2 protein-coding genes are annotated in these 2537 nt (G+C 72.3%); both read right to left on the bottom strand.

Annotated features, from left to right (window positions below):
- On the bottom strand, window positions 1-186 hold a 186-nt coding region (locus tag A6V29_RS12015), incomplete at its 3' end, for a transposase (RefSeq protein ID WP_170977769.1).
- A 259-nt stretch (window positions 187-445) separates the two neighbouring features.
- Window positions 446-1414: a toprim domain-containing protein gene (locus A6V29_RS21640; protein ID WP_249933189.1), complete on the bottom strand. Its 969-nt coding sequence runs from the start codon at window positions 1412-1414 to the stop codon at window positions 446-448.
- Window positions 1415-2537: the final 1123 nt, after the last annotated feature.

Genomic DNA, 2537 nt, shown 5'->3' with positions numbered 1-2537 from the left:
GGTGCCGTTGCGCTGGGTCGTACGGGTCTCGGTGCGCTCATGCGGCGCGGCGCCGATCTGCGCGGTCGCCTCCGCGTCGATCAACGCCTGCAGCATCGTGTGCAGCAGCCGGCGCATCACCTCGCCGCCGTCAGCGCTGCGCAGTGCATCGGTCAACTCGAGCAGGGCAGACTGATCCAGGGCCATCGTGTGAGTCCTCTTCTGTGAGTTCCTTGGCGGGTTCTCACAGAGCCTCACGCGGTGGCCCCTCGACGTAGGTGACCGACACGATCACCGAGGCCAGGGGCCCGATCTACACCACTCCAGGGGACTCACCCTTGGGTGACCGGACGGGGTCGCCAGGGTCGCTGGAGGACGACGACCCACACTTCCGACCACATGTCCCATAGGCCGCCCTCAGGGACAGGTCCGAGGCCTCCGTCCGCCGTCACCCCTCAGGGAACCCCTACCGGAAGTGGTGCACGTCAGGTCGTGTGCCTTCTGACGACTGTCCCGCATGAGCCGTCCGGTGATGGTTGTCGGATGGCAACGTCAAGCGGACCGCCCTTTGGGGACCAGTCGTGGTCGCGCCAGGCGCAGCGGCGATCGGTTCGGTGTCGAGGACGGCCTGGTGGAGGGTGCCGGGCGGCACGCCGAGTACCTCGGTGACCCGGTCGATGTGTGCCAGCCATCGGCTGGGTGGCAGCGCAACGATGATCGCGCCGGCCCCGCGCAGTGCCGCATGGATGTCCGAGTCACTCCTCTCGCGCAAGGCCGCGGTGATGCGGGCGTCGAGAAGGGTGTCGGCGAGGCTGCGTGAGGAGTCGATGGCCGTCCGCAGTGCGTTGGCGCCGTCACGGTGGAAGAGGTCGGCAGGATCGAACCCGTCGGGCAGGGAGAGACGGCGCGGGGCGTCGCCACGGCTTGTGAGCTGCCAGTACATGCGCTCGGCGGACTGCTGACCGGCCAAATCGTTGTCGGTGGCCACGAGGATGCCGGGACCGTCGGTGCCGATGTAGCGGCCGAGGAGGTCGGCTTGCCGGTCGGTGAGGGCGGTGCCGAGGGTGGCGACGCCGACGACCTGCCCGGCACCGGCCAGGGTGAGGGCGATCGCGTCCAGCGGTCCCTCAACGAGAGCCGGGGCGGCTCCAGCGGCGAGCGCGGCTCGGGTCTCGTAAAGGCCGAACAAGTGCTCGCCCTTGCGGTACAGGTCGGTGCCCGGGGTGTTGACGTATTTGGGTCCGGCGCGTCCGTCATCGGATGCGGTGGGGTTGCGGCGGGCGATGAAGCCGACGATCGCGCCGTCGGCGTCGTGGATCGGGAAGGTGAGCCGGTCGCGGAACCGGTCGATCAGCGCGCCGGTGCGGGCGCGCTGGGCGAGGCCCGCGGCGACCAGTTCTGTATCGGTGGCGCCGAGGCCACGCAGGTGATCCACGAGCACCGTCCAGCCGGCGGGGGCGTAGCCCGGGGGTGAAGCGGGGGACGGCGGTGAGGTCGGTGCCCAGCCGGTCGCGCAGGTAGCCCGGCGCCCAGGCGTCGGGGTAGTGGTCGGTGAAGAAGGCGGCGGCCAGAGTGTTGAGCTCGATGAGCCGGTCGCGGCCGACCACGGCGGTGGCCCAGAAGTGCTGCTCGAGCAGGTAGTCCGCGTCGTCGACGGCCTGGACCGCGCCGGTGAGAGTGAACGGGTCCGGCGTGCGATACCGCGGCGGCGACGCCGGGGGAGGGGTGTCGTAGTCGGGGTCGAACGGCACGTCCTCGTCGCCAGGCGGCACGTCCGCCGGGTCGGTAGCGGTGGTAGGGGCGGGCACGGGCGGCAGCAGGTGCGCGTCGTCGGGTGGCTGCAGATCGGCCGGCAGCGGCTCGGGATGGTGCACAGGGGCTGGGTCGGTGAGGGCAGCGATCCGGAAGATCAGCACCTCGGCCAGCCCAGTGGCGTCGCCGGTCACCGCGGGTGGCAGCTTGGCGATTGCGGCGGTGAGCAAGTCGGCGGGGGACCAGCCGGTGCGGATGCCCTTGGTGACCGCGGCGACCAGCGCCGGCCACGCGGCATCGGCCAGCACACCACGCGCCTGCTCCTCCGGCAGCCGGGCCAGCAGGGTGGCGCACCAGTCCGGACGCGGCCCGGACGCGCCCGGCGCCGCAGGAACGGTGGCCGGAGCGACGTGGGGCGACAGCCGCCACCACAGGGCCGCGGCGGGCAAGTCATCGGGCAGGGGGCGCTCCGCGGCGACGGCGGCGAGCATGCCGGCGGCATCGAGACCGGCGCGGTCGGCGGCGGCCAGCCGGTAGGCGAGCACCGGCCAGTGCTCGTCGAGTCGGATATGAGGGTCGATGCCGTCGGCCAGCGCCGCCCACACCGAGCTGTCCCGGACGGGACCGGCGGCGGTCACCGCCTCGTCCAGTTGCGTCTGGGATCGACGTTCCGCAGCCGGCCGCCGGGGCGGTCCGGTGGGGCACCGGTCGCTGTCGGGAACCGCTAGTGCTGCGCGCCAGACGGCGAGGTCGGCCCGCAGTGACTCGTGGTCTGGGCCCAGCAGGCGGGTGAGTCCCCTGGAGTG

Source organism: Blastococcus sp. CCUG 61487 (assembly GCF_005222955.1).
Lineage (GTDB): Bacteria > Actinomycetota > Actinomycetes > Mycobacteriales > Geodermatophilaceae > Blastococcus.
This window is presented reverse-complemented; position numbering and strand designations above follow the sequence as displayed.